This window comes from Acinetobacter sp. ANC 7912 (genome assembly GCF_039862785.1).
Lineage (GTDB): Bacteria > Pseudomonadota > Gammaproteobacteria > Pseudomonadales > Moraxellaceae > Acinetobacter > Acinetobacter thermotolerans.
Genome location: NZ_CP156795.1, coordinates 2,968,839 through 2,991,465, shown reverse-complemented (window position 1 = coordinate 2,991,465; position 22,627 = coordinate 2,968,839). Strand labels below are relative to the sequence as shown.

19 protein-coding genes and 1 riboswitch are annotated in these 22,627 nt (G+C 45.5%); of the genes, 16 read left to right on the top strand and 3 right to left on the bottom strand.

Annotated elements, in window-relative coordinates; genetic code table 11:
* The first annotated feature begins 20 nt into the window (after window positions 1-20).
* Complete coding sequence (gene lpxC, locus ABEF84_RS14605; RefSeq protein WP_347453295.1) at window positions 21-923, top strand: UDP-3-O-acyl-N-acetylglucosamine deacetylase; 903 nt, start codon at window positions 21-23, stop codon at window positions 921-923.
* Window positions 924-1,020: 97 nt separating this feature from the next.
* Here the strand turns inward: lpxC and ABEF84_RS14600 are convergent, their stop codons facing one another.
* Window positions 1,021-1,461 carry a DciA family protein gene (locus ABEF84_RS14600; protein WP_347453294.1) on the bottom strand — a complete coding sequence of 147 codons (441 nt, stop codon included), beginning with the start codon at window positions 1,459-1,461 and terminating at the stop codon, window positions 1,021-1,023.
* 109 nt (window positions 1,462-1,570) lie between these two features.
* Between ABEF84_RS14600 and ABEF84_RS14595 the strand changes: the two genes are divergently transcribed.
* From ABEF84_RS14595 to recJ, 11 genes are all read left to right on the top strand, one after another.
* The gene (locus ABEF84_RS14595; protein ID WP_347453293.1) at window positions 1,571-2,272 is read left to right on the top strand and encodes a M23 family metallopeptidase; all 702 of its coding nucleotides are present in this window, start codon (window positions 1,571-1,573) and stop codon (window positions 2,270-2,272) included.
* Between the two features lie 329 nt (window positions 2,273-2,601).
* Window positions 2,602-5,304 carry a pyruvate dehydrogenase (acetyl-transferring), homodimeric type gene (gene aceE, locus ABEF84_RS14590; RefSeq protein ID WP_034588656.1) on the top strand — a complete coding sequence of 901 codons (2,703 nt, stop codon included), beginning with the start codon at window positions 2,602-2,604 and terminating at the stop codon, window positions 5,302-5,304.
* 2 nt (window positions 5,305-5,306) lie between these two features.
* Window positions 5,307-7,322: a 2-oxo acid dehydrogenase subunit E2 gene (locus ABEF84_RS14585; RefSeq protein ID WP_347473696.1), complete on the top strand. Its 2,016-nt coding sequence runs from the start codon at window positions 5,307-5,309 to the stop codon at window positions 7,320-7,322.
* A gap of 89 nt (window positions 7,323-7,411) precedes the next feature.
* A riboswitch (yybP-ykoY riboswitch) is annotated at window positions 7,412-7,554 on the top strand.
* Between the two features lie 77 nt (window positions 7,555-7,631).
* Window positions 7,632-8,207, top strand: a complete 576-nt coding sequence (locus ABEF84_RS14580; RefSeq protein ID WP_034588733.1) for a TMEM165/GDT1 family protein — start codon at window positions 7,632-7,634, stop codon at window positions 8,205-8,207.
* A gap of 182 nt (window positions 8,208-8,389) precedes the next feature.
* Window positions 8,390-9,187, top strand: a complete 798-nt coding sequence (locus ABEF84_RS14575; protein ID WP_034588660.1) for an MBL fold metallo-hydrolase — start codon at window positions 8,390-8,392, stop codon at window positions 9,185-9,187.
* A 96-nt stretch (window positions 9,188-9,283) separates the two neighbouring features.
* Window positions 9,284-9,649, top strand: coding sequence for a YkgJ family cysteine cluster protein (locus ABEF84_RS14570; protein ID WP_081403508.1), 366 nt, complete (start codon window positions 9,284-9,286; stop codon window positions 9,647-9,649).
* Between the two features lie 248 nt (window positions 9,650-9,897).
* On the top strand, window positions 9,898-10,710 hold the full coding sequence (locus ABEF84_RS14565; protein WP_034588664.1) for an MBL fold metallo-hydrolase: 813 nt from the start codon (window positions 9,898-9,900) through the stop codon (window positions 10,708-10,710).
* A gap of 235 nt (window positions 10,711-10,945) precedes the next feature.
* A complete protein-coding gene (gene guaB, locus ABEF84_RS14560) occupies window positions 10,946-12,412 on the top strand; it encodes an IMP dehydrogenase (RefSeq protein ID WP_034588666.1) in 1,467 nt (488 codons plus the stop codon).
* Window positions 12,413-12,538: 126 nt separating this feature from the next.
* A complete protein-coding gene (gene glmM / locus ABEF84_RS14555) occupies window positions 12,539-13,873 on the top strand; it encodes a phosphoglucosamine mutase (protein ID WP_347454185.1) in 1,335 nt (444 codons plus the stop codon).
* Window positions 13,874-13,899: 26 nt separating this feature from the next.
* Window positions 13,900-14,556 (top strand): pyridoxamine 5'-phosphate oxidase, encoded by a 657-nt coding sequence (gene pdxH, locus ABEF84_RS14550; RefSeq protein ID WP_034588671.1) that lies wholly within the window; start codon window positions 13,900-13,902, stop codon window positions 14,554-14,556.
* On the top strand, window positions 14,557-16,260 hold the full coding sequence (gene recJ, locus ABEF84_RS14545) for a single-stranded-DNA-specific exonuclease RecJ (protein WP_034588672.1): 1,704 nt from the start codon (window positions 14,557-14,559) through the stop codon (window positions 16,258-16,260).
* Window positions 16,261-16,305: 45 nt separating this feature from the next.
* Here recJ and ABEF84_RS14540 read toward each other — a convergent pair whose 3' ends face one another.
* Both ABEF84_RS14540 and ABEF84_RS14535 read right to left on the bottom strand, forming a co-directional pair.
* On the bottom strand, window positions 16,306-17,040 hold the full coding sequence (locus ABEF84_RS14540) for a putative porin (protein ID WP_347454960.1): 735 nt from the start codon (window positions 17,038-17,040) through the stop codon (window positions 16,306-16,308).
* 162 nt (window positions 17,041-17,202) lie between these two features.
* A complete protein-coding gene (locus ABEF84_RS14535) occupies window positions 17,203-17,982 on the bottom strand; it encodes a putative porin (RefSeq protein WP_034588678.1) in 780 nt (259 codons plus the stop codon).
* Window positions 17,983-18,473: 491 nt separating this feature from the next.
* Between ABEF84_RS14535 and prfB the strand changes: the two genes are divergently transcribed.
* The 4 genes from prfB (at window position 18,474) to ABEF84_RS14515 (ending at window position 22,477) form a co-directional block, all read left to right on the top strand.
* Window positions 18,474-19,569 (top strand): peptide chain release factor 2 gene (gene prfB / locus ABEF84_RS14530; protein ID WP_152598555.1). Its coding sequence is split into 2 segments (ribosomal slippage): window positions 18,474-18,545 and window positions 18,547-19,569, totalling 1,095 coding nucleotides; the frame shifts between segments, so codons are not numbered across the junction.
* Window positions 19,570-19,714: 145 nt separating this feature from the next.
* Window positions 19,715-20,014 carry a helix-turn-helix transcriptional regulator gene (locus tag ABEF84_RS14525; RefSeq protein ID WP_034588683.1) on the top strand — a complete coding sequence of 100 codons (300 nt, stop codon included), beginning with the start codon at window positions 19,715-19,717 and terminating at the stop codon, window positions 20,012-20,014.
* Window positions 20,015-20,039: 25 nt separating this feature from the next.
* Complete coding sequence (locus ABEF84_RS14520) at window positions 20,040-21,098, top strand: alkene reductase (protein ID WP_034588686.1); 1,059 nt, start codon at window positions 20,040-20,042, stop codon at window positions 21,096-21,098.
* 98 nt (window positions 21,099-21,196) lie between these two features.
* Window positions 21,197-22,477: a 3-deoxy-D-manno-octulosonic acid transferase gene (locus ABEF84_RS14515; RefSeq protein WP_034588734.1), complete on the top strand. Its 1,281-nt coding sequence runs from the start codon at window positions 21,197-21,199 to the stop codon at window positions 22,475-22,477.
* Window positions 22,478-22,627 lie beyond the last annotated feature (150 nt).

Here is a 22,627-nt window from a genome sequence, read left to right as displayed (position 1 = left end):
GGTGAACAGATGATAAAAGCATGTTGAAACAACGTACCTTGAAACGTGTCGTGAAAGCGAGCGGGATCGGTCTTCATAGTGGGCAGAAAGTGCTGATTAATTTCGTGCCACACCACGCCGATGGGGGAATTGTGTTTCGACGCATCGACTTGGACCCACCTGTGGATATTCCAGCCAATGCCATGCTGATCCAGGAAGCCTTTATGTGCTCGAACCTGGTACAGGAAAATGCCAAGGTTGGCACCATTGAACATGTGATGAGCGCCATTGCAGGTCTGGGCATCGATAACCTGATTATTGAAGTGTCTGCTTCCGAAGTGCCGATCATGGATGGTAGTGCTGGTCCGTTCATTTACCTGTTGATGCAGGGCGGATTGCAGGAACTGGATGCACCGAAAAAATTCATCAAGATTCTCAAGCCAGTCGAAGCTTTGATTGATGACAAACGCGCTGCGTTTACTCCGCATAAAGGTTTTCAGCTGAATTTCACCATCGACTTCGACCATCCTGCATTTAAAAAAGAATACCAGTCTGCAACTATCGATTTCTCAACGGAAACTTTCGTCTATGAAGTCAGTGAAGCACGGACTTTCGGTTTTATGAAAGATCTGGATTATCTGAAAGCCAATAATCTGGCACTTGGTGCAAGTCTGGAAAATGCGATTGGTGTAGATGATACAGGCGTGGTAAACGAAGAAGGGCTGCGCTTTTCGGATGAGTTTGTTCGTCACAAAATTCTGGATGCAGTTGGTGATTTGTATCTGATGGGACATCAGATTATTGCCAAATTTGATGGTTATAAGTCAGGGCATGCCTTGAATAACCAGCTATTACGCAATGTCAGTGCTGATCCAAGTAGTTATGAAATTGTAACATTTGATGACATAGATCAATGCCCGATCAGTTATGTGAGTGTGACATAAGTCATTGTCTTTTAGATGTTCGTTACATTATAACATTATAAAGTGAGACTCAGGTCTCACTTATTGCATTGTAAATCAAGATTATTTGATTAATATGTTATTTTTTATTGCTTGCCAAACGTAGTAAAGCTTGGCTAAGCTTAGGGTCATTAATAAAGTCAGCAGCACTGCGAAGCATCTCGCGTGTTTCTAGACTTAATACTCTTTCGGACTTTTCTGTAACCAAGGGTGTTTTGGAAGGATTTCGTAAACATACTTGGATTTTGGTCAGGTCCTTTAATTCATGAATTTGAGAGAGTTGTGAAACGTATTGCTTTTGCAAATATGCCAATTGAGAAATCATGGCCTGATTTTCACCAGTAAGCGTTAACACACCGTTTTGATAACAGACCACCTGCCATTGCTCCGGTTGGGGCAGCAACGGTTGGACGAGTTTTGTAAGTTTCTGCCACGCAGCAACTTGTGATGAGAGAAACGAGAAGTTTCCTGTTTTTATGTGTTTTCTTGTTTGTTGAAAAACGTTGACAGGTTCAGACATACATCATTCCTTCATGATTATGCCTTAATCTTATGCGCTCTTTTCGGTAGATATCAAGGAAGAGATCACCAAGGAACTCGATTAAGAACAGTTTTGGAGAGGTTTTTTTATGCATTTTCGACGTATTTTATTGGCATTTTCCCTGTCAGCGTCCGCAGCTTCAGTCGCGTTTGCCGACCTGGTGGAGTTAGGTTCGGAAAATGGTTCAGTTGATCGTCTAGAGCAGCTGACACGGACTTTGGCGCAGGGCTCTTATACGAATTCAGACGATATTTATATCCCTGCCGAGACGAAGCTTAATGTCCAGCTTCGTGAAAAGCCAGTAGAGCTAAATAACGCAACGATCGAAAAAAAATACGGCTCTTCAAAATCTACCTCTTATAAGTCTTCTTCCAGTTTCTCTTCTTCTCCATACTCTTGGTTAGTTGCTCATCCCCTTCCAGATATGAAACGTGTCAGCTCTAACTACGGTGGCCGTACCATGAATGGTCGTGCTGAGAACCATTCTGGCCTGGATTTGTCTGCACCAAGTGGTACACCGATTTATGCAACTGGCCCAGGGATCGTGACCAAATCTGGCTGGGGCACAGGTTATGGCCAATATATCGAAATTAATCACGGTAATGGTTACCTGACCCGCTATGCACATGCTTCACGTCTGATTGCCCGTGTCGGCGATCGTGTAGAAGCAGGTGAACACATTGCCAATGTGGGTTGTACTGGTCGTTGTACTGGTCCACACTTGCATTACGAAGTAGTAAAAGACGGTCAACGTAAAAATCCATCAACTTATCTAGCAATGTTGCCTTAATATGGAATCAATATAGCCTAGCTATTTACAGTCTTGTGTAGCAGCTCTGCATATAAAACGTATCTATATTTAAAAGCAATGAATCCCTTGTTTGAATAAAAACAAGGGATTTGTCATTTTAGAGATTTCTTCCATTAACAAAAAATAAGAAAAATATATAACTTTATGGCTGGATTGGCAGTTTTTTGTATTTTTGTGTAATAAATAATCAATAGGTATTTAGTTATTAAATACTGCATCCAATTCGCATTCAGCCCCAGCCATACCTGTGCCTCTCCCAAATGTGATACATATAAACGATTAGTGTAAGTCTTTAGGAATAGTAGATTATGGCGTTTTATGGTGATACAGACGCGCAAGAAACTCAGGAATGGCAGGACGCATTTGACTCAGTTTTGCAGCATATGGGCACAGAGCGTGCGGCTTTTTTATTGGAAAAACTTTATCAGCGTGCAATTGCTAAGCATGTTCCCATTCAGCGTTTAAATACTCCTTACTTAAATACGATTTCTGTTGAAGAGCAACCGCCAATGCCAGGTGACCAGGATATGGAGCGCCGTATTCGCGCCCTGATCCGCTGGAATGCCTTGGCGATGGTGCTACGTGCCAACAAGACTGGCGATGACTTGGGTGGTCACTTGGCCAGCTTCGCATCTTCAGCAACCCTATATGACGTGGGCTTTAACCATTTCTTCCGTGCTAATAATGAAAACTTTGGCGGTGACCTGATTTATTACCAAGGTCACTGTGCACCGGGAATCTATGCCCGTTCTTTCCTGGAAGGTCGTTTGACCGAAGAGCACCTGAATAACTTCCGTCGTGAAGTCGGTGGCAAAGGTCTGCCTTCCTATCCACACCCATACTTGATGCCGGACTACTGGCAGTTCCCGACCGTCTCCATGGGTCTGGGACCAATCATGTCGATTTATCAAGCCCACATCCAGAAATACCTGATGAACCGTGGCTTGATCAAAGAAGAAGACCGTAAAGTCTGGGCTTACCTCGGTGATGGTGAGATGGACGAGCCGGAAAGCTTGGGAGCAATCTCTCTTGCTGGTCGTGAAAAACTGGATAATCTGATCTGGGTGGTGAACTGTAACCTGCAACGTCTGGACGGTCCGGTACGTGGTAACGGCAAAATCATTCAGGAACTTGAATCGCTATTCCGTGGTGCAGGCTGGCGCGTGATTAAAGTGATCTGGGGCCGTCATTGGGATCCACTTTTGGCTAAAGACGAATCCGGCGCTTTAAAAGCCGTGATGGAAGAAGCGGTGGATGGTGATTACCAGCGTTATCAAGTGAAAGGTGGTGCTTATGCACGTGCGCACTTCTTCGGTAAATACCCAGAAGCGGAAGCCTTGGTGAAAGACCTGAGCGACGAAGATATTGATAACCTGAACCGTGGTGGTCACGACCCGTATAAAGTCTTTGCAGCTTATGCGGAAGCAACTAAAGCCAATGGTCAGCCAACTGTAATCCTGGCAAAAACCGTAAAAGGTTATGGTTTGTCTGATGAGATTGAAGCGGTCAACAAAACCCACCAGATCAAGAAAATGCAGCTGGAATCGCTAAAATACGTACGTAACCGTTTCAATCTGCCATTTACCGATGAGCAGCTGGAAGAAATTCCATTCTACCGCCCAAGCGAAAACTCGCCTGAAATTAAATATATGAAGGCACGTCGTGAAGCACTGGGTGGTTACCTGCCAGCACGCCGTAAAGAAAGCGAAGCATTGCCGATCCCAGAGCTGTCTATTTTTGACAGCGTACTGAAAGGTTCCAATGGTAAAGAGCAATCGACCACTATGGTGATGGTGCGTCTGATCTCAGCCTTGCTGAAAGAAAAAGCCATCAAGGATCGCGTAGTACCAATTGTACCGGATGAAGCGCGTACTTTCGGTTTGGAAGGCATGTTCCGCCAGCTGGGCATTTATGCCGCACACGGTCAGAAATATACCCCTGAAGACCAGGAACAGCTGATGCATTACCGTGAAGCCAAAGATGGTCACATGCTGCAGGAAGGGATTAACGAAGCGGGTGCGATGAGTGCCTGGGCGGCGTTGGGTACCAGTTATTCAACCAATAATCTGCCAATGATCCCGATGTACATGTACTACTCGATGTTCGGCTTCCAGCGTATTGGTGATATCGCATGGGCTGCGGGTGATGCACAGGCGCAAGGTTTCTTACTGGGTGCAACCGCTGGTCGTACTACCCTTAACGGTGAAGGTTTACAGCACCAAGATGGTCATTCACATATCTTGGCAAATACCATTCCAAACTGTGTGTCTTATGACCCATGCTTTGGTTACGAACTAGCAGTGATCGTACATGATGGTCTGAAACGCATGTATGTCGATCAGGAACGCGTGTTCTATTACCTGACCCTGATGAATGAAAACTATGAGCATCCAGCAATGCCACAAGGCGTTGAGGAAGGCATCAAGCGTGGTATGTACCTGCTGGAAGAAGATGAAAAGGCAACTGTTCAGCTACTGGGTTCAGGTGTGATTCTGCGTGAAGTGATCAAGGCAGCGAAAATCCTGCGTGAAGAGTATCAAATCCACGCCAACGTCTTCAGCGTCACCAGCTTCAACGAACTGGCGCGTGACGGTATGGCATGTGAAGAATACAATCGACTGCATCCATTGGCTGAAGAAACTAAAGAGCCATGGGTATCGCAACAGTTACGCGGTAAAGAAGGGATTGTAGTATCAGCTACTGATCACATACGCGCTTATAGCGAACAGATTCGTGCTTACCTACCAGACAGTCGTCCATTCGTCGCGCTGGGTACTGACGGTTATGGCCGTTCCGATACCCGTGCTAACCTGCGTAGCTACTTCGGTGTTGATGCAGCACATATCGTAGTAGCAACTCTGAAGAAACTGGCAGATGAAGGCGAAGTAGATCCACGTTTGGTTAAAGATGCGATCTCTAGCTTCGAGCTGGATACTGACCGCCCAGTGGCATGGGCACCACAGGCAACACCAGAACTGCACGCTGTTGCTGACTACAAGGAGGAGAACTAATCATGCAAATTACGACTCCTGATATTGGTGTAGATAAGGCCACTGTTGCTGAAATTCTGGTCAACGTGGGGGATATCATCGCGGTGGATGATAGCATCGTGCTGCTGGAATCGGACAAAGCCTCTGTTGAAGTGCCAAGCACTTCAGCAGGTGTGGTAAAAAGTATCCTGATCAATCAGGGTGATGAAGTTTCTGAAGGAACAGTGCTGATTGAGCTGCAGGCTGAAGATGACGCGAATGCGGTAGAAACCCAGCAAGCTAGTGCTGCTGACAAAACGTCTGAAAATACCCCAACTTCACTGCCAGATGATGAAATTTTGCAGGAAGTGGCTGCTCATCAGCCAGGTGCAGCTTCACAAAGCGCGGCATCTGCTGTTCATGGCGGTGCTTCTGCAACTGTAGAAGTACAAGTACCTGATATCGGCGTAGAAAAAGCACTGGTGGGTGAAATTCTGGTACAGGTTGGCGATGAAATCGAAGTTGATCAAAGCATCGTAGTGGTGGAATCGGACAAGGCGACTGTCGAAGTGCCGAGTACAGTTGCCGGTACGGTTGAAGCGATCCAGATTAAAGAAGGAGATACCGTCAAAGAAGGCGTGGTTTTGTTGACCGTGAAAACTGCTGGTGCTGCACCAGCAGCTCAACCGGCTGCAGCGCCTCAGACTGAACAGGTATCTGCACCAGCTGCTCCTGAAGCTAAAGCCGAAAATGTAGCGCCAGCACCTTCTGCTCCAGCCGGTGATATGGAAGTCAAAGTTCCTGATCTGGGTGTCGATAAAGCTGCGGTTGCTGAAATTCTGGTTCAGGTCGGTGACAAGGTCGAAAAAGACCAGAGCATCATCGTGGTGGAATCAGACAAAGCAACGGTTGAAGTGCCAAGCACGGTTGCGGGTACTATCAAAGCGATTCATGTTGAGCTGGGTCAAAGCGTGTCAGAAGGCGTTGTCCTGATTACAGTTGAGGCTGAAGGCCAGGCTGCTTCCGCTCCAACTCCAGTAGCCAAGGCAGAAGCGCCGGCGCCTAAAGCGACTCCTGCGCCAGCAGCTGTAGCAGCGGTACCTGCAGTGCATGGTGCAGACAAGCTGACCAAAGAGCAAAATGCCGCCAATGCCAAAGTGTATGCTGGTCCTGCAGTCCGTAAACTGGCACGTGAACTCGGTGTGGTACTGTCTGATGTGAAAGCATCTGGTCCGCATGCACGTCTGATGAAAGAAGACCTGTTCGCTTATGTGAAAAATCGTCTGACAGCTCCTCAGGCTGCTCCTACACCAGCAGCAGTTGCTGCACCGGCAGGTCTGCCAAAACTGCCAAGCTTCGATGCCTTTGGTGGGGTAGAAGAGAAAGCACTGAGCCGTCTGCAACAGGTTTCTATTCCGCAGTTATCTTTAAACAACTACATTCCACAAGTGACCCAGTTTGATGCTGCAGACATCACTGAACTGGAAGCATGGCGGAATGAATTGAAAGGCAACTTCAAGAAAGAGGGCATCAGCCTGACCATTATGGCCTTTATCATCAAGGCGGTCGCTTATCTGTTAAAAGAAGAGCGCGAGTTTGCCGGTCACCTGGCAGATGATGGTAAATCGGTACTGCTGCGTAAAGAAATCCATATGGGCATCGCCGTGGCAACGCCGGATGGTTTGACTGTACCAGTTTTACGTAATCCGGATCAGAAATCCATCAAGCAGATCGCGGTTGAACTGGGTGAACTGGGCCAGAAAGCGCGTGACAAGAAACTGACACCGAAAGACCTGCAAGGTGCCAACTTCACCATTTCCAGCCTGGGTGCGATTGGCGGTACTGCCTTTACGCCGCTAGTCAACTGGCCACAAGTGGCGATCCTCGGTATTTCTCCAGCAACCATGCAACCCGTATGGAATGGTGAAAGCTTTGATCCACGCCTGATGTTGCCGTTGTCGCTATCTTATGACCACCGTGTAATTAATGGTGCCGATGCAGCACGTTTCACCAATAAGCTGACCAAGCTGTTGAAAGACATCCGTACTTTATTGATCTGATTGATATAAGTGCAAAAATAAGACCCTGCTTTGGCAGGGTTTTTTTATATGTGATTATTTGTAAATGTATTCACGCTTGGCTATAATGAAGCCACTTCATTGGGGAGTAGCCGCCTTTTGCGCAAAGCGAAAGGGTGATGGTCAACATAATTGTCCTGAACCGGACATGGTCATCATAGCAAAGAACCGAATGAGCTTCTCGAAGCTTTCTTTTGTTGGCAAGACCTTTGATTTACCATTCTGCAGATTTTTGGCTGGCAGGAAGGGTAAGTCATGGGTATCGCACATGCCAGCCAGAGAAAGACACACATGTACGAATTCCTGCTTTCCACGTCTATCGTTGCCCTGGCTGAAATGGGGGATAAAACCCAGCTTCTGGCTTTGCTGTTGGCTGCACGTTTTAGAAAACCTGTTCCGATTCTGGTTGCGATCCTGTTAGCCACCATCATTAACCATGGTTTGTCTGCAGCTTTGGGTCAATGGATCACGACGGTTATCAGCCCGGATATTCTGTTGTGGGTGGTATCGATCGGCTTTATTGCCATGGCGATCTGGATGCTGATTCCGGATGAACTGGGTGATGAATCATCAAGCATCAATAAATGGCAGAAACTCGGTGTATTTGGTGCGACTTTCATTCTGTTCTTCCTGGCGGAAATCGGGGATAAAACCCAGATCGCAACCGTGGCATTAGCGGCGCGTTTTGACAGTGTACTCTGGGTGATGATGGGAACTACGGTCGGCATGATGATTGCCAATGCTCCTGCGGTATTTATTGGTGACAAGCTGGCAAATCGTCTGCCAATTTCCTTGATTCATAAAATTGGTGCGCTGATCTTCCTGCTGATTGGTGTGGGTACATTGCTAAAACATTATTATTTCTAATTCATCGGAATAATAACAAAAATCCTGAGCTAAAAACTCAGGATTTTTTTATTGTGAAACGGGTCTCAAAATATTGATAAGTAAAGCTATATATTCATTTTTAATTATTGTAAGTTTCTCTAAATACTTATATGTTAACAACAACACAAAAATCATTTTTAAATGAAAAATTGGGGAAGTTTATGGCTTTTGAACGCACCACATCACAAGTTTTATTTGATGATGGCACACATAAATGCATCAGTTTTACCAGTCTGGTAAAAGGCGAAGGCGTTCAGGCCAACCAGTTTCTGATTCTGGATAATAACCGTGCAGCAGTACTGGATCCGGGTGGTGACTTGACCTATGTGCCGCTGACCATGGAGCTGAACAAATATACACGTCTGGCCAATCTAGACTATGTCATGGCTTCACATCAGGACCCAGACATTATCACTTCAATGCCACGTTGGCTGGTGTATACCGATGCCAAAGTAGTGGCGTCCAAGCTGTGGGCACGCTTCCTACCACATTTGAACTCAGCCTTTATGAGTGACCGTATGAAGGGGAACTGGCTGGATCGTTTGGTCGAGCTGCCAGACCATGGCCAGATCATCAAGCTGGGCAATTCCGACATCATCGCGATTCCAGCACACTTTCTACATTCGGTGGGTAACTTCCAGTTCTATGACCCAATCGCGAAAATCCTGTTTTCAGGTGACATGGGGGCTTCCATGGTTGAGGATGCCTCACGTCCACTGGAAAACTTTGCTGCGCATATTCCGAAGATGAAAGCGTTCCACCAGCGCTATATGTGCAATAACAAGGTGATTCGCCTGTGGGTGCAAATGGTACGCACCATGGATGTGGAAATGATCGTGCCACAGCACGGTACACCGTTTGTGGGCAAGGAACAGATTGACCAGTTCCTGGACTGGATTGAAACGCTGGAATGCGGTACTGATTTGATGGATGAAACCATCTTTACCTGCCCAGAATAACTGGAAAAATCAAAAAAATTCTTGAGTGAAAAAACAACATTTTTTATATTTTTCGTTTTTCAAAAAACTTTATTTGATGACGAGAATCTATAAGAAATGTTGTCTCAAGTTCCAACACAGGATGCATGTTTAAGTTGTGGTGCATGTTGCGCCTATTTCCGGGTTTCGTTCTATTGGGCAGAGGGAATTCCCATGCCAGAAAACTATACCGAACCACTCACCCCGGTCTATTCATGCATGGCAGGTACCAACCAGAAAAATCCGCGTTGTATTGCCCTGCAAGGAACCATTGGGGAACAGGTCAGTTGCGGCATGTATGAGCTACGCAGCTCATCCTGCAAGGAAGTGCAGATCGCGGATGCGCAGTGTAACAAGGCGCGTATGGCTCACAATATGGTGCCATTTATCCAGATTGAAGCTGATGAAGCAGAAAATGACGATAACTTTGAACGCGTCAGCTAGGTAAAAAATTTCAAATGATCAAAGCAGGGCTCAGGCTCTGCTTTTTTTATGGGTAAAAATCAATGAAAATGCTTGGATTTAGTTGTGACCTCCGTAACAGAAAAATCAAAATTGAACAATAAAAAAGCGATTTATTATAGATAATTAAGTACAAAACCATAATTTTATTATGGATTAATTTGGTTATAATTTGATCAGAATAACAACAGTAATAATCAGTAAACGACAACAACGAGAAGGAAACAAAAATGGATAATAAGACCAGTTCCTATATTTTATTTGATAACGGTGAACATAAGTGCATTGTCTTTACCAGTCTGGTTAAAGGCGAGGGCATTCAGGCCAATCAGTTTCTGATCATTAATGACCGTGAAGGTGCAGTGATTGATCCGGGCGGTGATCTGACCTATTCACCGCTGACCTTTGAACTGCTGAAATATATTCCTTTGAATCGGATTCGCTATGTGTTTGGTTCGCATCAGGATCCTGACATTATCACTTCGATGCCACGCTGGCTGATGCATACTCAGGCCAGCATCGTGGCATCCAAACTTTGGGCGCGTTTCCTGCCGCATCTAAACTCGGCTTTTACCAGTGGAAAAATGACTGGGAACTGGGAAGACAGGCTGATTGAACTGCCAGATGAAGGCATGAGTGTGCCGATTGGCCAGTCAGAACTATGTTGTATCCCAGCGCATTTCCTTCATTCAGTCGGTAATTTCCAGTTTTATGATCCAATTTCCAAAGTCCTGTTTTCTGGTGACCTCGGTGCATCCGTCGTAGGTGACCCACAGACGCCGGTGACGGATATGGAGGCACATTTACGCAGTATGCGTGGTTTTCATCAACGCTATATGTGCTCGAATCGCATCTTGAGATATTGGGTGGAAATGGTTCGGGAAATGGATATCGACATGATCGTTCCGCAGCATGGCGCACCATTTGTCGGGCGTGAGCCGATTGAGCAGTTCCTGGACTGGCTCTGGCATCTGGAATGTGGTGTCGACCTGATTGAGCCGCGGATTTATCGTTGTCCGAAAACCAGGTTGGCTGTGGCTTAAGCTAAGTGCCTGATTTGCAGTAATCGCTAAAATATAGGACAGCATGATTTTCTATACAAAAAATACAGGGTAGGTTGGATAAAATTTATTCGATTAACTCAGGATATAAATCAATGCCTTAGCGAAGGAAAATAAAAATAAGTGCAGATTTGGCAAAAATAAATTTTGCAATTGCAATGAAATTTTAAGCCAAATTTGTTTATAATAGCGCACGGAAATTACCAGTGAGACTGTTATGTTGACCATCGTTCAAGACGCGTTAACCTTCGATGATGTCCTATTACTCCCTGCCTACTCTACTGTCCTCCCAAAAGATGTCTCTCTAAAGACACGCCTGACTCGCGGCATTAACCTGAATATTCCTCTTGTGTCTGCAGCTATGGATACGGTGACTGAATCCCGTATGGCAATCGCTATGGCACAAAATGGCGGTATCGGTATCCTGCATAAGAACATGGATATTGCTGCACAGGCTGCAGAAGTACGCCGTGTGAAGAAATTCGAATCAGGTATCGTAAAAGATCCGATTACAGTAACCCCTGAAACAACTGTACGTGAGCTGATTGCGCTGACTCAGGCGAACAACATCAGCGGTGTGCCAGTAGTGAAAGACGGTAAAGTAGTGGGTATCGTGACAGGTCGTGATACACGCTTTGAGACCAATCTTGAGCAGCCAGTGAGCAACATCATGACTGGTCAGGATCGTCTGGTAACAGTACGTGAGGGTGAATCGAAAGAAAACATCCAGGCGTTACTGCAAAAACACCGTATTGAAAAAGTGCTGGTTGTGAATGACAACCAGGAACTGAAAGGTTTAATTACCGTTACTGATTTCCGCAAAGCTGAAAACTATCCAAACAGCTGTAAAGATGACCTTGGCCGCCTGCGCGTAGGTGCTGCTGTAGGTACGGGTGCTGAAACTCCAAGCCGTGTAGAAGCGCTGGTTGAAGCGGGTGTGGATGTGATCGTAGTAGATACTGCACACGGTCATTCTGCTGGTGTGATCGAGCGTGTACGTTGGGTTAAACAAAACTACCCACAAGTGCAAGTGATTGGCGGTAACATCGCAACTGGTGATGCTGCACTGGCATTGCTTGATGCGGGTGCGGATGCAGTGAAAGTGGGTATCGGTCCTGGTTCGATCTGTACTACACGTATTGTTGCCGGTATCGGTATGCCACAAATCTCTGCAATTGATTCAGTGGCGAATGCATTGAAAGAACAAATTCCATTGATTGCTGATGGCGGTATCCGTTTCTCTGGTGACATGGCCAAAGCGATTGGCGCTGGCGCAAGCACCATCATGGTCGGTTCATTAATGGCCGGTACTGAAGAAGCGCCAGGTGAAGTTGAGTTCTTCCAGGGCCGTTATTATAAAGCTTACCGTGGTATGGGCTCACTGGGTGCAATGGCGGGTGCAACAGGTTCTGCTGACCGTTACTTCCAGGACTCTAAAGCGGGTGCTGAGAAACTGGTTCCGGAAGGTATCGAAGGCCGCGTACCGTACAAAGGCCCTATGGGTAACATCGTGCATCAAATGATGGGCGGGCTGCGTTCTGCGATGGGTTATACCGGTTCAGCAACCATTGATGACCTGCGCCAAAATGCGAAATTCGTGAAAATTACTTCTGCGGGTATGTCTGAATCACACGTTCATGATGTCACCATTACCAAAGAAGCACCGAACTATCGTATGGGTTAATTCCTAAAACAAATTGTTCGTATGAAAAAAGCCGTCATGCAAATGACGGCTTTTTTGTTTTGGTGTAAAGTGTGACTCATTGTAAAAATGGATGATGCAAATCACCCCATAAGAAGTGAGACAATGATGAGTTATTTTGGCACCGATGGTATTCGTGGCAAGTTTGGTGAGTTGCCGATTACGCCTGAGTTTGCATTGAAACTGGGCTTTGCCACAGGAAAGGTTCTCAAGCGCAATAGTAAGAAGAATAAACCGCTGGTAGTGATGGGCAAAGACACACGTTTGTCCGGTTATATTCTGGAATCTGCTTTACAGGCGGGGTTGAATGCGGCGGGTGTCTATGTGCACTTATTAGGTCCATTACCTACACCTGCGATTGCTCATTTAACTCGTGCCCTACATGCCAATTTGGGAATCGTGATTTCAGCATCGCATAATCCGTACTTTGATAACGGGATTAAATTCTTTTCGAGTGAAGGCAAAAAGGTACCAGACGAGTTGCAGGATGAAATCAATGCCGAACTTGAAAAAGAGCTGGTGATTGAAGATACCGCGAACCTGGGTAAAAGCTTCCGAGTGAAGGATGCCAACGGCCGTTATATCGAATTCTGTAAATCAACTTTCCCGTATCATCTGGACCTTAATGATCTGAAAATTGTGGTGGACTGTGCCAATGGTGCGGCTTATAACGTTGGTCCGGCGGTATTCCGTGAACTCGGTGCCAAAGTGATTGCGCTGTATGATGAGCCTGATGGTCTGAATATCAATAAAAACTGTGGTTCAACCCATCCGGAAAACCTGCAAAAAGCAGTAGTAGAACATGGTGCTGACCTTGGTATTGCCTTTGACGGTGATGCTGACCGCGTGATTATGGTCGATAAAAATGGTGAGCTGATTACCGGTGACCATATCCTGTATATCCTAGCGACACAGAGCAGTAAAAAACCAGCAGGTATTGTTGGTACGTTGATGAGCAATATGGCACTGGAACTGGCTTTACAAAAAGCAGGTGTTGAACTGCTGCGTGCCAAAGTCGGGGACCGCTATGTATTACAAGGTCTGGAAGAAAAAGGTTGGGTGATTGGCGGCGAACCATCGGGTCATATCCTGACTTTGGACAAGAGTACTACCGGTGATGCTATCATCTCTGCACTGCAAGTCCTGACTGTGATGGTCGAGCAGCAAAAAGCCCTACATGAACTGGTCGCAGATTTCCATTTATTGCCAAATGTGCTGGTCAATGTGCGTCTGGAAGCCATGTTTGACCCGTATTCAGTGCCTGCATTAGCCGTTGAATTTGCCAAAGCTGAAGAACAGCTGAAAGGTCGTGGCCGCCTATTGATCCGTAAATCCGGTACAGAACCAGTAATTCGTGTCATGGTGGAAGGCGAAGACCTGGAAGAAGTCAATGCACTGGCACATTCACTGGCAGATGCAGTACGTGCCAACGCAGCTGCCTAAATTTATCTTCTGACGAGAAAGGTATAATGACTGATTTAATTAAGGATCTGAGTGAACTTCGTCTGAATTATCAGAAAGGGGAGTTGCATGAAGAGCAGGTCAATCCGAATCCGCATGAACAGTTTTTGCTCTGGTTTAACCATGCGCTAGAAGCACGCTTGCATGAACCCTATGCGATGTCATTGGCTACGGCTAATGCAGAGGGACGTCCACATGTGCGTACCGTATTGTTGCGTGGTGCCACCGAAGAAGGTTATGACTTCTATACCAATTATGACAGCCAGAAGGGCATAGACTTAGCGAACAACCCTTATGCAGAGCTATTGTTTTACTGGCAGGAGCAGGAACGTCAGATCCGTATCTCTGGTCGTGTAGTCAAAATCTCTGAAGAAGAATCGACTGATTATTATCACAAGCGTCCACGTGACAGTCAGATTGCAGCATATGTTAGCACTCCGCAAAGTGGGGTAATTTCTAGCCGTGAAGAGCTGCAGCAACGTTTCTGGGATTTGCATGACCGTGTTGCCAATCAGGAGCAACTGGACAAGCCGGCATTCTGGGGCGGCTACCGTCTGGTACCGGATTATTATGAATTCTGGCAGGGACGTCCGAACCGCCTACATGACCGTCTCAGCTATACCAAGACCGATGGTCAGTGGACTTTACAGCGACTGATGCCATAAATGTCAAAACTTGAAATCAGACAGCGACCCTTTCTAACCTGTCCTGAAGCATTTCAGGGTGTGCCGCCTTTTGTTGCTGAAATTTTGGCACGTCGTGGTGTGGAATCTCAGCAAGAGCTTGAGCTGAAACTCAAGCATCTGCTGGCACCCACCATGAAAGGCTTGCCTGAAGCAATCCAGTTGATGGATGCTGCCATTGATGCAGGTCAGAAGATCGTGATTGTCGGGGACTATGATGCTGATGGTGCGACCAGTACAGCACTCATGATGCTGGCGCTACGGGATATGGGAGCTAATGTCGAGTATCTGGTACCGGATCGTTTCAAGTATGGTTATGGCCTGACCCCGGCGATTGCCGATCTGGCTTTTACTCGGTTTACGCCTGATTTGTTGATTACCGTGGATAATGGTATTTCCAGTCATGATGGGGTTAAGCAAGCCCAGGATCATGGCATGCAAGTGATCATCACCGATCACCACTTAACCACCAAGCCGACGCCTGCCGCAGAGGCTGTGGTCAATCCAAACCAGTTAGGTTGCGAGTTTCCAAGCAAGGCACTGGCTGGTGTGGGGGTGGCCTTTTATGTCTTGGCGAATCTGTCGACACATCGTAAAAAGCTGGGTAAATCTTTTACTAACATTACCAATTATCTGGATCTGGTGGCGCTCGGGACTTATGCTGATGTCGCCAGTCTAGACTATAACAACCGTATTCTGATTGATGCTGGTCTAAAGCGGATTCAGCAGCATTTATGCCGTCCGGGGATTAGTGCCTTGCTGGAGATTGCGGGTCGGGATGCCGCGACTTTAAAAGCACAGGATTTGGGTTTTGTTCTCGGCCCAAGGATCAATGCTGCGGGTCGTATGGAAACCATGGATATTGGTATTGAATGTCTGCTGGCTCAGGATTTGGCAACGGCTTATCCACTGGCAGAACAGCTGAACCAGCTCAATGTTGAACGCCGTCAGGTGGAAGGCAAGATCAAGCAGGAAGCCCTGGCTGAACTGGAAAAAATCCAGCTGGATGAAGCAGAGTTACCGGCTGCTTTGATCATGTTTGAACAGCACTGGCATCAGGGTGTGATTGGTATTGTGGCTGGCCGTTTAAAAGAGCAGTTCCACCGTCCAAGTATCGTCTTTGCTGCGGATGAAGATGGCGTGCATATCAAAGGTTCGGCACGTTCGATAGAAGGCATTCATATTCGCGATGCGATTGAATTGGTGGCAGAACAGCATCCGCATATCGTCAGTCACTTTGGTGGGCATGCAGCAGCAGCGGGGTTGACCATCAAACGCGAACACTTTGCCGAGTTTAAGCAGACCTTTGAACAGCTGATTGGTAGTATGGATGAGAGTCTGTTTACCGCGACGTTATGGACCGATGGTGAGTTGCCAGCTTCAGCTTTCCAGATTAATACTGTTGATTTACTGCATAACTTAAGTCCGTGGGGACAGAAATTTCCACAGCCGATATTTGAAGGTATCTTTAAGGTGCTGGATTACCGCTGGTTGAAGGATGTACATCTAAAACTACGTGTAGCTTTGGAAAATGGTCAAGTCGTGGATGCGATTGCTTTTAATGCAGCCAGCAAATATCAGTTTGATCCGATGCAGGACAGTGTGCGTCTGGTCTATGAGCTGGATAAAAATGTCTTTAATGGCAATATCAGCCTACAAATGCGGATTGCCCATCTGGAACAGTAAAAAAACCGCTCCGTTGAGCGGTTTTTTATTATTTGCTTAGGGGGATTAGAAGCGGTAAGCGCCGCGTACACCAAAGATATCTGCATCATCACCAAAAGCAATAGCACCTTCTAAGCTGAATTGCTGAGTAAAGAATTTCTTGGCACGGATAGTAAATACATCAGTACCGTCTAAGTCAGAATCAGAGAATCCAAGACCGACACTGAAAGTTTTATCCAGATATAAATCTGCACCTAAGTTATAAGCATCGATATCGCCAAAACTGGCACCTGCTTCAAAATTCATATCATAAGCGCCAACCTGAGTTACATATTTTGCACGTAAGGTCGGGTCAATTTCATCATCTGCATCATCTTCTGAAATACCGATAAGACCAAGCGCGACTAATAGTCCTGGAACTGGAAGATAACCTACTTCCGCAGCATAACTGGTTAAATCTCCAAGATCATTGTCAAAATGCGAAATACTGCCATTCAAATAAAAATCTGAATTTGGAACAAAGTATTCGATACCTGCATGAATGCCGAAAGTGTCGGAGTCATCAATATAACTTAGAGCACCATTTACATTGCTCGCACGGTTCAAGAAAGCAGCTTCATTTAAAGGCGAGTTTTTAATTTGAACTGGGTTGAAGTAATAAGTGCCATCAATCGCAAATCCTACATCTGAGCCCCCACGATCTCGGTCTAGAATCTCAATAGTGCCGCCTACTTCAGTTTGATAAGCATGAGCGGTTCCCAGGCTGGCAAGAAGTGCAGTTGTAAGAGCAATTTTTTTTATCATTTCAAAATCTCGGTTATTAGAAGGTTAAATCTGTCAGATTACAGATGTAACAAATAGTATGTTTTTTATTCTTTTGATCAATACCACTTGTCTTATTTTGGTGCAATAAAAAGCCTCTCCAGAGAGAGGCTTTTCTTTTCAACGTGTAAGGCTAGATGATTAGAAGCGGTATTTTGCAGCTACACCAAATTTGTTGTAGTCGTTATTACCGACTTCACCGAAACCTACACGACCTTCAAGGCTGACTTGAGGGGTAAAGAATTTACGGGCACTTACACCAAACTCGCTGCGGTCTGTAATATCATTGCTTTGATAATCAGCACCAACGCTTAAAGTTTTGTCGATGAAGTAGTCAGCTTTCACGTTGTACTCATCAAGGTCACCAAAAGCGGCACCGGCTTCAAGGTTAATGTCTTTACCATTTGCTAATGTAGTCACATATTTGGCACGAAGGGTAGGGTCTACACCGTCATCACGGTCATTATCCCAACCTTTCACACCAGCAGCGATTAATAAGCCAGGAGCTGGCAGATAACCTACTTCTGCTGCATAGGTAGTCAGGTCGTTATCTAACTCATTATTATCCTGGAAATCGTGGCCGCTGACTTTACCACTCAAGTAGAAATCAGAATTTGGTACGAAAACTTCTGCACCTACACCATAACGATGTGCTTCAGAATCACCAACTTCTTGATATTCATATTCAGCTTTTACGTTACTTGCACGATCTAGGAACGCTGCTTCTGCAAGAGGGGAGTTACGGGTTTGAACCGGGTTAAAGTAATAAGTACCCTCGACACCGAAAGAGCCGCTTGAGCTACCGTTATCCGGATCGACTAAGCCTGCTGATGCACCAACTTCAGCTTGGTATGCATGTGCTGCTGTGCCTGTAAGTGCGACTGCTGAAAGTAGTGCTGAAGCGATTGCTAATTTTTTCATGCGGATTCTCCCCTCTGAAAGTTTGGCTGGGATTAATACATTTTTTGTTACAGTTTCAGTCTAGCGCAACTAAAAATTGGGTCAATCAAGAGAAAGTTGCAGTAATGTGAAGATAGTAATTTTTTGTAATTTTTTAATTTTAAATATTTGAAATATAATAATAAAAATGAAATGTTTTGTTTTATTAAAACTGTGTAATAATTGTGGATTTTAAGGATTTTGATTAAAAAATAGGCTAAATGTTGTCATTTTATAATTCTATTTAAGAAGTGAAAAATCGGGAAATTCTTTTATAAAAAGAGGGGGATTTGAGGAATGCTTTTAGCTCTTTAAATATCTAAAATGAAACATAATCGAGTTGTATTTTTGCTTGGAACTGGATCATGATTTAAAAGAAAAAATCATATAACTGTAGCGCTAAAATTGCAGGAAAGGTCTGTGATATAATGGCCTGCTAAAAATTTATGCCTTATTGATTGAGAGAAATTCACGTGGAAATTAATCCTTATCTACTCCAGCTGAAAGACTTAAACGAACGTGGTCAAACACTACGGGGGTATCTTTGACTACGATCTAAAAAAAGAGCGTTTAGAAGAGGTTCTCCGTGAATTAGAAGACCCGGCAATTTGGAATGACCAGAACCGTGCTCAAGCCATGGCCAAAGAAAAAGGTGAGCTTGAAAACGTGATCAATGTGCTGGATGGTCTTTCTACCCAATTAGAAGATGTGCAGGCGATGCTGGATCTGGCAGTTGAAGCCGATGATGAAAGCATGCTGGCAGATGTACAGGCTGAGCTGGATGCTGCAGAAGCGGAGCTGGCGAAACTGGAATTCCGCCGTATGTTCAGTAATCCGATGGATCCAAATCCATGCTATGTGGATATTCAGGCGGGTTCAGGTGGTACCGAGGCACAGGACTGGGCATCGATGCTGCTACGTATGTACCTGCGCTGGATCGAACGTCATGGCTTTAAAGCTGATGTGATGGAAGTGTCTGATGGTGATGTCGCAGGTATTAAATCGGCAACCATCCGTGTAGAAGGTGAGTATGCCTATGGCTGGCTGCGTACTGAATCTGGTGTGCACCGTCTAGTTCGTAAATCGCCATTTGACTCAGGTAACCGCCGTCATACTTCATTCTCTGCTGTATTCGTATCACCTGAAGTCGATGACAATATTGAAATTGAAATCAATCCTTCAGATGTTCGTACCGATACTTACCGTGCATCTGGTGCAGGTGGTCAGCACATTAACAAAACTGACTCTGCGGTACGTCTGACTCACATTCCGACCGGTATCGTGGTCGCGTGTCAGAACCAGCGTTCACAACATGCCAACCGTGACCATGCCTGGAAGCAGTTACGTGCAAAACTCTATGAACTGGAGATGAGCAAACGTAATGAAGCGGCTCAAGCGCTGGAAGATTCCAAGTCTGACATCGGTTGGGGGAGCCAGATCCGTTCTTATGTTCTGGATGACTCACGTATCAAAGACTTGCGTACTGGTGTAGAAAACTCCAACACTGGCGCTGTTCTGGATGGTGATCTGGACAAATTTATTGAAGCAAGCTTGAAACAAGGTCTGTAAGCAGGCCTTTCTAAATCCCTGCATAACAAAGTTGATACAGCCTAGAATATGTATATCTAAAAATATCGATATATAAATCGAAAAAATACGATATACTGAAACAAATGCTGATTCAGCTTTGTTGCGCATGACATGTGATGTGACTATGGATCTTGATCTGATTTTCAAAGCCTTGGCAAATCCGACTCGCCGGCAAATTCTGCAATGGTTGAAAACACCAGAGCAGTATCTGTCTGCGGAAGAATGTGGTGGCTTTCAGCGTGGTGTATGCGCCGGGCAGATTGAAAAACTTGGTCAGGTTTCCCAGTCCACCATGTCCAACCATCTGTCCGTGTTACAGCAGGCGGGTCTAATTACTGCCACCAAACACGGGCAATGGTCCTATTTCTCCCGCAATGAAGCCCTGATTCAGCAATATATCGAACATCTACAACAACACCTCTGAGTCAAAACTCGAGGTCGGAGTCCGAATGGCTGAATTGAATTCTCCTCTCAAGCTCGGTGCGCTTGAGCTGAAAAACCGTGTCGTGATGGCACCGCTCACTCGCAGTCGTGCAACCGATGACCGTGTTCCAACGCCAATGATGGCAGAATACTATGCCCAGCGCGCCAGTGCCGGTCTGATCATTTCCGAAGCAACCGTGATTTCTGAAGAAGCCAATGGTTATCTGAATACTCCGGGACTGTTTACCGATGCGCAGGTCGAAGGTTGGAAGCTAGTAACTAAAGCCGTGCATGAGAAGGGCGGTTTGATCGTTGCCCAATTATGGCATGTGGGTCGTGTGTCGCATCCAGATTTGTTAAATGGAGAAATACCGGTATCAGCAAGTGCGGTACAACAGGCGGGGCATGTCAGCTTGCTACGTCCTAAGCGCCCTTATGTCTTGCCACGTCCACTGGAAATTGCGGAAATTCATGCGATCACCGAGCAATACAGACAGGCAGCGATTCGTGCCAAAGAAGCTGGCTTTGATGGGGTAGAGTTGCATGCAGCCAATGGTTATCTGATTGACCAGTTCCTGCAAAGCAAAACCAACAAGCGTGAAGATGAGTACGGTGGTTCAGTTGAAAACCGTGCCCGTTTCCTGCTGGAAGTGATGGATGCGCTAATTGAAGTCTGGGGTGCCGATCGTGTTGGTGTACATCTAGCACCACGTGGTGATGAGCATGATATGGGTGATAATGATCCACGTGAAACATTCGGCTATGTCATGGAGCAACTAGGTAAACGCAAGATTGCCTTCTTTTTTACTCGTGAATATCTAGCGGAAGACAGTATTTCTGAATACATGAAACAGCGTTCAGGCGGCGTACCCTATATTGCCAATATGCGTTTAAGTCGTGAGGATGCGATTGAACTATTAGCCTCTGGCAAGGCGGATGCAGTCTCTTTTGGTAAGGCTTATATTGCTAACCCGGATTTGTATGAGCGCCTGCTGCAGAATGCGCCATTAAATGAGCTGAAAATGGAAAATATGATCGGCAGTCAGACGGCTGAAGGTTATATTGATTACCCGGCTTTAGCTTAGTTAATTTTTCCGTTTAAAAATAATCCTGAGCCACAGTGATTAACATGTTGCTGTGGCTCTGTTATATTCAGCCGATTGAAAGGAATTCGGTAAAGCATTTGGCAACTCCATTTTGGTATAACGCAGCACTGGCACTCATCAAGCCTTTATATCAGTCACGTATTCGCAAGCGTGCGGAAAGTCCTGAACAACTGCAACAGGAACTGCTTGAGCGTTTTGGTCCGTTTCAAACACCAAAAAATCAACATGCCATCTGGTTTCATGTGGTCTCGGTTGGAGAGACCAATGCTGCGCAGCCCTTGATTGAACATTATTTAAAAGCCGGTTATCCGGTACTGGTCACCAATACCACCAAAACCGGTCAGGCTCGTGCAAAATCATTATTTTTAAAAGAGCCTTATTTAAATCTTTTTCAGGCAGTGTATTTACCTGCCGATCAAAAAACTCTGATCCGAGATTTTTATCAGAAATATCAGCCGAAATTACTGCTGCTGATGGAAACTGAACTGTGGCCGAATTTGATTGATCAAGCGCAGAATTTTAACGTCCCATGTTTGTTACTCAATGCCCGTCTTTCAGAAAAATCTGCCAAGGGCTATGGCAAGGTCAAAGGCCTGACACGTGGTATGCTCAGTTCAATGCGACAGTTATTGGCCCAAGATATTGCAACTCAACAGCGTTATATTACTCTAGGGATGTCCCCTGAAAAAACGCAGGTGTTGGGGAACATCAAGTTTGATATTACTGCACCAGAGCAGTTTATTGAGCGTGCTGAACAGTTAAAACAGGATTGGGGATTACAGGGCCGTAAAATTATTACTCTGGCCAGTACCCATGTACCTGAAGAACAGCAGCTGATGGTTGAATTGAAAGCAGCTTTAGATGCTGATTCAAGCTTACTGTGTATTGTTGTGCCAAGACATCCAGAGCGTTTTGAGGAAGTGTTTCAGGCAGCGCAGGCTTTAAATTTACGTACCCAGCGCCGTAGCTTAGGACAGACAGTTGAAGTGGATACTCAGATTTATCTGGCAGATTCGATGGGCGAGATGTGGCTGTGGTATGCCTTAAGCCAGGCTTGTTATGTTGGTGGTTCTTTAAATGAGCCAGGTGGTGGGCATAATATTCTGGAGCCGATTGCACTAAATGTGCCGACGATTTTGGGCAAGAATTATTTTAATTTCCAGACTATTGTTGATGAGTTTGTGGCAGCCCAAGCGGTGGAAGTAGTGGAGGACGCCAAGCAGGCTGCTGAGACCTTACTGAAAATTTTAAACAGTTCAGTAAAAGCAGAAAGTTTGAATGCTGCTGCACAAAAGATTATGCAGCAGAATCGAGGTTCATTGGCAAAGCATATTCAGGTGATTGATCAATATCTTTAAAAATTAAAGTTGCATCGTAGAACAATCTTTTTGTGGGAACGGTTGAGTTGCGATTTTTAATTATTTAAGTTGCATTATACCCTAATTTTACAGGATAAGTTCTTCAATCATTTGTCGGAATTCTCTACTTTTCAGAGATGAAAAGTAGCA

Bases quoted from the DNA above. Each gene is read 5' to 3' on its own strand.
- ABEF84_RS14535 (WP_034588678.1), bottom strand. From the start codon at position 17,982: ATGAAAAAATTAGCAATCGCTTCAGCACTACTTTCAGCAGTCGCACTT.
- ABEF84_RS14525 (WP_034588683.1), top strand. From the start codon at position 19,715: ATGGATCTTGATCTGATTTTCAAAGCCTTGGCAAATCCGACTCGCCGG.
- aceE (WP_034588656.1), top strand. From the start codon at position 2,602: ATGGCGTTTTATGGTGATACAGACGCGCAAGAAACTCAGGAATGGCAG.
- ABEF84_RS14570 (WP_081403508.1), top strand. From the start codon at position 9,284: ATGTTGTCTCAAGTTCCAACACAGGATGCATGTTTAAGTTGTGGTGCA.
- pdxH (WP_034588671.1), top strand. From the start codon at position 13,900: ATGACTGATTTAATTAAGGATCTGAGTGAACTTCGTCTGAATTATCAG.
- ABEF84_RS14520 (WP_034588686.1), top strand. From the start codon at position 20,040: ATGGCTGAATTGAATTCTCCTCTCAAGCTCGGTGCGCTTGAGCTGAAA.
- recJ (WP_034588672.1), top strand. From the start codon at position 14,557: ATGTCAAAACTTGAAATCAGACAGCGACCCTTTCTAACCTGTCCTGAA.
- ABEF84_RS14585 (WP_347473696.1), top strand. From the start codon at position 5,307: ATGCAAATTACGACTCCTGATATTGGTGTAGATAAGGCCACTGTTGCT.
- ABEF84_RS14600 (WP_347453294.1), bottom strand. From the start codon at position 1,461: ATGTCTGAACCTGTCAACGTTTTTCAACAAACAAGAAAACACATAAAA.
- ABEF84_RS14595 (WP_347453293.1), top strand. From the start codon at position 1,571: ATGCATTTTCGACGTATTTTATTGGCATTTTCCCTGTCAGCGTCCGCA.
- guaB (WP_034588666.1), top strand. From the start codon at position 10,946: ATGTTGACCATCGTTCAAGACGCGTTAACCTTCGATGATGTCCTATTA.
- glmM (WP_347454185.1), top strand. From the start codon at position 12,539: ATGAGTTATTTTGGCACCGATGGTATTCGTGGCAAGTTTGGTGAGTTG.
- lpxC (WP_347453295.1), top strand. From the start codon at position 21: ATGTTGAAACAACGTACCTTGAAACGTGTCGTGAAAGCGAGCGGGATC.
- ABEF84_RS14580 (WP_034588733.1), top strand. From the start codon at position 7,632: ATGTACGAATTCCTGCTTTCCACGTCTATCGTTGCCCTGGCTGAAATG.
- ABEF84_RS14565 (WP_034588664.1), top strand. From the start codon at position 9,898: ATGGATAATAAGACCAGTTCCTATATTTTATTTGATAACGGTGAACAT.
- ABEF84_RS14575 (WP_034588660.1), top strand. From the start codon at position 8,390: ATGGCTTTTGAACGCACCACATCACAAGTTTTATTTGATGATGGCACA.